The organism is Pseudoselenomonas ruminis, from assembly GCF_008271295.1.
GTDB classification, from domain to species: domain Bacteria; phylum Bacillota; class Negativicutes; order Selenomonadales; family Selenomonadaceae; genus Selenomonas_A; species Selenomonas_A ruminis.
In genome coordinates, this window is record NZ_VTOY01000029.1 from 1 (window position 1) to 6,379 (window position 6,379).

Consider the following 6,379-nt stretch of genomic DNA (forward strand, 5'->3'; position numbering starts at 1 on the left):
TGTGGCGAAGAGCTGCTTCGAATAAGGTTCCACGAACCGATAAACGGTAATTTTCCACTGGTTTCGATGCGGCGTTAGGGGCTGGGGCGTGTTCGTCAGATGGTGTGATTTATGTTATAATAGCCCCGTAATGATTTATGAAATTTCTTTTATTTATAGAGGCAGAGGGGGAGCAAGTTGCGCATCGTAGTGGTAGGTGCCGGTAAGCTGGGGTATAGCATTGCCGAGCTGTTGTCAAAGGAACAATTTGATGTAGTCGTTGTGGACCAGGATGAAAGCCAGCTGGAGGCTGCCAAGAACACACTTGACGTGCTTACCATTGCGGCCAATGGTGCCAGCCCGATTACCATGAACGACCCCGATATCCGCGATTCGGATATTTTGATTGCCGTGACCGCCAGCGACGAGGTCAACATGGTCAGCTGTATTTTGGCGAAAAAGCATGGAATCAAGCATACGATTGCGCGGATTCGCGATATGCAGTTCATGAGCGAGGCCAAGGATTATCTCAAGGATAACTTTGACATTGATCTGATGCTTAATCCGGAGCTCATCACGGCAAACGAAATCAATCGCATCCTGATGACGCCGGCGGCACTCGATGTCGAGGATTTTGCCCATGGCAAGATTCGCCTGTTCGAGACGAAGGTTCAGCGCAAATCGCCGCTGGCCCGGGTTCCGCTCAAAGATATCCAGCTCCCCAAGGGCGTGCTGGCCGGTATGATTTTTCGCGACCATCGCATGATTATTCCGCATGGTGACGATTGCCTGCTGCCTCACGATAACGCCTATTTCATCGGCATCCCTGAGGAGATCGAGAAATTCAGCCAGAGCTTTGTCCAGCGCGATGCCCGCAAGCTTCACCGCGTCGTCATAATCGGTGCTGGGCGTGCCGGAAGGGCGCTGGCGGCGATGTTTGACAAGCAGGACGTCCATGTAAAGGTTATCGACAAAGACCGTGAGCGCTGCCGTCTGATGGCGGGTCTGCTCGAAAATGGCATTGCTATCTGCGGCGATGGCACGGATATTGATTTGCTCACGGAAGAGGGCGTAGCCGAGGCCGATGTCGTCGTCTGCCTGACGGAAGATGATAAGCTCAATCTGATGCTTGCCCTGCTGTCGCGGCACTTGTCGGGCAATAAGACCAAGACCGTCGTCCGCGTTGCCCGCAATGAATACGTGGAGCTCATGGAGAAGGTCGGTGTCGATATCGTTCTGTCGGCCCGGCTGCTCTCAGCAAGCGAAGTGCTCGCCTTTGCCCGCCGTGGCGGTGTCGTATCGGTATCGCTCTTGGAAGGTGCCAAGGCGGAAGCCGTGGAGGTTATTGTCCAGCAGGGGGCACCGGCAGCCGGCAAGCGCCTGATGGATGTCAAGCTGCCGCGGGAATGCCTGGTCTGTGCTTATGTTCGTGATGGTGAGGCTGTTATCCCGAATGGTAATACGGTATTGCAGCCTGGTGACCGGACCATCCTGTTTATCCAGACGAAATTCTCGCAGAAGGTCATCAAGTATTTCAAGGGCAGGGACTGATATGGCACTGATGGAAAAAGGAAGCGGCTGGGAACTTTTCTGGCTGCTGATGGGGCGCACCTCCTCGCTTTTGGGATTGGCGCTGCTGGTTCCGGCAGTCGTGGCACTGTTCTGGCAGGAGCCAGAAGCCTGGCTGTTTTTGATGCCGGCCAGCTTTGCCCTGTTCCTTGGCGTTTTCATGATGTGGATGGGGCAGGAACACATGCGCCAGCTTACGATTCGTGAGGGAGCACTTTTTATGGTGCTGGTCTGGCCGTTTATGGGTGTGATTGGCCTTATGCCATATTACAGTTCCGGGCTGCTGCCCGATTGGTCGTCCGCTTTTTTCGAAAGCATCTCATCGCTCACGACAACGGGGCTTTCGTGCCTGCCTTTTGACCGCGCGGGGCTGCCGCGCTCTTTGCTTTTATGGCATACGCTGATGAGCTGGCTCGGCGGACTCACCTTTGTATCGATGCTGGTCACGGTACTGCCGCAGGTCAGCGGCTGTTTTGGTTTGACGCTTTCCGCGCGGCAGACGATTTTTTTCAGTCCGGTCTGGAATCGCATGAGCCAGTCGGTCAATCAGGGCGTCAGCGTGTATTCCGGCTTGACGCTGCTGGCGGCCGTGCTCTTCTGGCTGGCAGGGCTGCCGCCGTTTGATGCGCTTTTGCAGTCGATGCTGACGATTTCCTCCAGTGGCGGCAGTTCGGTGGCGTCGTTTATGTTTTATGATAATGTCTGGCTCGAAGTGGCGGCTGTGCTGGCCATGGTGATTTCAGGCATGAATCTGCTGCTTTGCTGGAAGGTTTGGAATCGCAAAAGCTTCCGGCTTTTATGGAAGGATACGGAGCTGCGGGCGTTTTTGCTGATTTTTCTGCTGGCTGGTATGATGATTTCGCTTCATTTGTACCTCATGCAATGTTATGGCTGGGCCGGCAGTATCCGCTATGGCTTCTTTCAGGCGCTTTCCTTTTTGTCGACCAGTGGTTTTGCCTCGGCGGGGTTCTGGTATTGGCCGGACTTTGACCGGTATGTCCTGTTCCTGCTGGTGTTCGTGGGCGGCTGTATCGGTTCAGCTGGCGGCGGCTTGAAAGTTGTCCGCCTTTTGGTCCTCCTGCGGATGGCCCGGGCGGAAATTCACCGGACGCTTCATCCGCACATGGTCGTCAGTGTCAAGATGGATGGTCTGCCTGTGGCGGCGAAGATTGTCGGACGTATTCTGGCCTTTTTCTTTTTGTATTTATTGATTTTTACGCTGTTTTCCCTATTGATTTCCATCACGGGACTCGGCCTGCTGCCCTCGATGGGAATTGCGGCGGGCTGCCTGACGAGCACGGGCTCTACCGCGGCGCTCTTTGGAATCGGCAGTCTGGCTTTTTTGCCCGATTGGGCGAAGTTCGTCTGCAGTTTGCTGATGATTATCGGACGGGTTGAGATTTTTTCCTTTTTGATTTTGATAGATGTGGGCGTGCGGATGCTCCACCAGAAGTGGTGAAACTATGGATTTGAAAATAGTTTGTTATATCCTGGGAAGGCTGGTAATCGCCGAGACGATTATCATGTTTATTCCCTTTTTGATGGCGCTGTACAATAGTGAGGCGAGCATACAGGGATTTGCCGTGGCTTTGGGGCTTTGTGCGTCGGTCGGCATGATCCTGCTCAGCAATGGCCGCGTGCGGGTGGAACATCTTACGATGCGTGAGGGTATTGCCATCACGGGCCTCGGCTGGATTCTGGCAACATCGCTGGGCATGCTGCCCTTTGTCTGCGGCGGTTATCTCGGTGTTCTCGACGCCTGGTTTGAAAGCATTTCGGGATTTACGGGAACCGGCGCGACGGTTATGGAGAGTCTGTCGGTCATTCCGTCCAGCATCCTGTTTTGGCGCATGATGACGCATTGGTTCGGCGGCCTGGGGATTATCGTCATCTTTATTGCGCTGCTGCCGCAGACAGGGCAGAGCACGGTTTATATGTACAACGCGGAGACGACTGGCCCGACGCGGGAACGCGTTTTGCCGCGGCTGCGGGATATGACCAAGGCGCTGTTCCAGATGTATATGATGTTTACGGTGGTGGCGACGGCTGTCTACTGCCTCTGCGGCCTGTCGCTCTACGATGCGGTGACGCATGCTATGAGTACCATCGGCACGGGCGGCTTTTCCATTTATGATGACAATGCCATGCATTTTGATAACATTCCGCTCGAAGCTTGGATGACGTTTTTTATGATTTTGGCGGGCGGCAATTTCGGCCTTTATTACCGGATTTGGCGCAAGGGGCCGGGCGTAGTCCGCAACAATTCGGAGTTCAAGGCCTATATCGGCATCGAGATTACAGCGATGCTGCTCATCACGGCTAATCTTGTCAATTCGCTGGATTTGAACTTTTTTGAGGCGTTTCGCTATGCCAGTTTCCAGGTCGGTTCTATATCGACTACGGGTTTTGTCTCAGCGGATTTTGACCAGTGGCCGGGTTTTTCCAAGGGGATTTTGCTGCTGCTCATGATTTGTGGCGGTTGCGCGGGCTCGACGGCCGGCGGCATGAAAGTGAGCCGTATGGTGCTGCTGGTGAAAAATGCCTGGGCGGTAGTCCATCAGAAATTGTCCCCGCGCCGGGTGGTGGAAGTCCACATGAACGGCAGCAAGGTGGATGAAGATACGCTGCTGCGTGTTGGGCAGTTCTTTTTCCTGTATATTTTGTTTATTGTCTTTTGGGCGCTGCTTTTGACGGCTGACGGACTGCCGGTATTTGATTCGCTGGGGATAAGCATCACGGTTATGGGCAGTGTCGGCCCGGCCTTTGGCGTGGCTGGGGCAACCTGCACTTATGCCGGTTTATCGGTATTTGCCAAGAGTATTCTCTGCGTGGCAATGCTGCTCGGCCGTCTTGAGATGTTTACGCTGCTTATCATGTTGTCGCCGGATTTCTGGCAAAAGGGAAATCGTTGGTAAATGGGAAGGGGATTTTTTCGTGCTGAGTAATTTATTTGTGGCGATTGGCGCCGTCGTGCCGATGTTCTGCCTGATTCTCATCGGCGTATTCGTCAAGCGGACGAAAATGCTGACGGATGAAGAACTCGTTCATACGAACCGCATGGTGTTCCGCGTGTTCTTTTTCTGCATGATGTTCTATAACATCTATACGACGGATTTGTCCACTACGTTCCGTCCGGGGCTCATGCTGTTTGGCGGTGTTGGTGTCATTGCCGTGTTTTTGCTGGCCACGTTGTTTGTCTGCAAGTTTGAACCGAGCAATAAGCGGCGCGGGGCTATGATTCAGGCAATTTTCCGCAGCAATTTCGTCTTGATGGGGATTCCGCTCGTTAGCAATATTTTCGGTGAGGACCAGCTGGCCCTGCCGACGATGATGATTGCCATCATTGTACCGATTTACAATGTCGTGGCGGTGTTCGTGCTGGAGACGTTTCGCGGCGGACGGTTTTATCTGCCGGGCATCCTGCTGGGCGTGCTGAAAAATCCGATGATTCTCGGAGCGATTGCGGCAGTTCTGTTCCTGCTGATCGGCGTCCCGGTGCCGGCACCGATTCTAAAGCCAATCAAGCAGGTGGCAGCGGCCACAACGCCGGTGGCGTTGATTATTTTGGGCGCGTCGTTTAAGGGCAGCAGCTTCCATGCGCACGTGAAACAGCTGGTGGCCTGTGTAGCCGCGCGCCTTATCCTCGTGCCGGCGGTCATGATCAGCCTGGCGATTTATCTGGGGTTCCGGGATATGGAGCTCATCACGCTCACGGCGATTTTTGCTTCGCCTTGCGCCGTGGCCAGTTTTGCCATGGCCCAGCAGATGGGCAGTGATGCGGATTTGGCGGGGAACTGTGTCGTCTATACCAGTGCCCTGTCGTGTCTGACGCTTTTTGGCTGGGTGTTTGCCTTGAAGTCGTTCGGCCTGTTCTAATGGTGGGGGAAGTTGACGGTATCTTATCGGTCCGATATAATTAGGATAGTGTGATTTTGAATGAAAGACCTGTTTGGGGATTTTTATATCAGAAGAGGAGTGTCCGCGAGTGAAAAAAGCAATCGTATGCGGTGCAGCTATCGCTGTGAGCCTGCTGTTTGGCGGCATGGCACCGGCAATGGCAGCACAGGAGCAGCCAGCACAGGCAGAAGAGCAGCAGAAATATGTAGAATCGGACGATGTATTCCGCACGGCGGGGCTTGGCAGCGGCCAGCTGACGGGCGAGTACCGGCTGGCGAAATACGATGTCATTTCGTTAAATATCGTCGGATTCCCCGAGGGCCTCGGGTATTCAACGGGCAGCAGTTCCAGCAGCTCCAGCAGTTCGAATGAGTTGCTGATCGGCCCGGACGGACGTGCCGCAATCCCCTATATCGGCAATGTGAAATTGGCCGGGTTGACGCTCAATGAAGCAAGGGAACTCATTCAGAGCAAACTTTCCGAGTACATCCGCATTCCGAGCATGTCGGTATCGGTAAAGGAATACGGCAAACGCAAGGTTTATGTCATGGGAGAAGTGGCGAAACCGGGAATCCAGGAAATGGATATCGACAGCCTCAATGCGTATGCCGCCATTACATCGGCGGGCGGCTTCACGAAACGCGGTCGCAGCACGCGCGTTCAGGTGTTGCGCGTTATCGATGACACGATGTACTACACGCAGCTTGATATGAAGAATTATGTAAGACGTCATGACATGACGCAGAATGTATTTTTGCAGGATGGCGATATCGTCTATGTACCGAAATCCAACGGCATCCGCTGGAACGAAGACGTATTACCGTATGTCACGGCTTGGGCATTGGTTAAGAATTTGACCGATTAATCGGGGCTCAACAGGAACCGCTGGTTTGTAAAGAACCGGCGGTTTTTTGTTGCGCAAATTACAGTTTGT

The 6,379-nt window shown here is 53.8% G+C and carries 5 protein-coding genes; all 5 read left to right on the forward strand.

Annotated elements, in window-relative coordinates; genetic code table 11:
- Window positions 1-177 precede the first annotated feature (177 nt).
- The 5 genes from trkA to FZ040_RS13760 all read left to right on the forward strand — a co-directional run bounded on the left by trkA (window position 178) and on the right by FZ040_RS13760 (window position 6,310).
- Entirely contained in the window at window positions 178-1,530 is a 1,353-nt protein-coding gene (trkA, locus tag FZ040_RS13740) for a Trk system potassium transporter TrkA (RefSeq protein ID WP_149172527.1), read from the forward strand.
- Window position 1,531: 1 nt separating this feature from the next.
- Window positions 1,532-3,007, forward strand: a complete 1,476-nt coding sequence (locus FZ040_RS13745) for a TrkH family potassium uptake protein (protein WP_187620359.1) — start codon at window positions 1,532-1,534, stop codon at window positions 3,005-3,007.
- A 4-nt stretch (window positions 3,008-3,011) separates the two neighbouring features.
- Window positions 3,012-4,463, forward strand: a complete 1,452-nt coding sequence (locus FZ040_RS13750) for a TrkH family potassium uptake protein (RefSeq protein WP_149172528.1) — start codon at window positions 3,012-3,014, stop codon at window positions 4,461-4,463.
- Window positions 4,464-4,482: 19 nt separating this feature from the next.
- Window positions 4,483-5,424 (forward strand): AEC family transporter, encoded by a 942-nt coding sequence (locus tag FZ040_RS13755; protein WP_149172529.1) that lies wholly within the window; start codon window positions 4,483-4,485, stop codon window positions 5,422-5,424.
- Window positions 5,425-5,533: 109 nt separating this feature from the next.
- Window positions 5,534-6,310: a polysaccharide biosynthesis/export family protein gene (locus tag FZ040_RS13760; RefSeq protein ID WP_255448915.1), complete on the forward strand. Its 777-nt coding sequence runs from the start codon at window positions 5,534-5,536 to the stop codon at window positions 6,308-6,310.
- Window positions 6,311-6,379 lie beyond the last annotated feature (69 nt).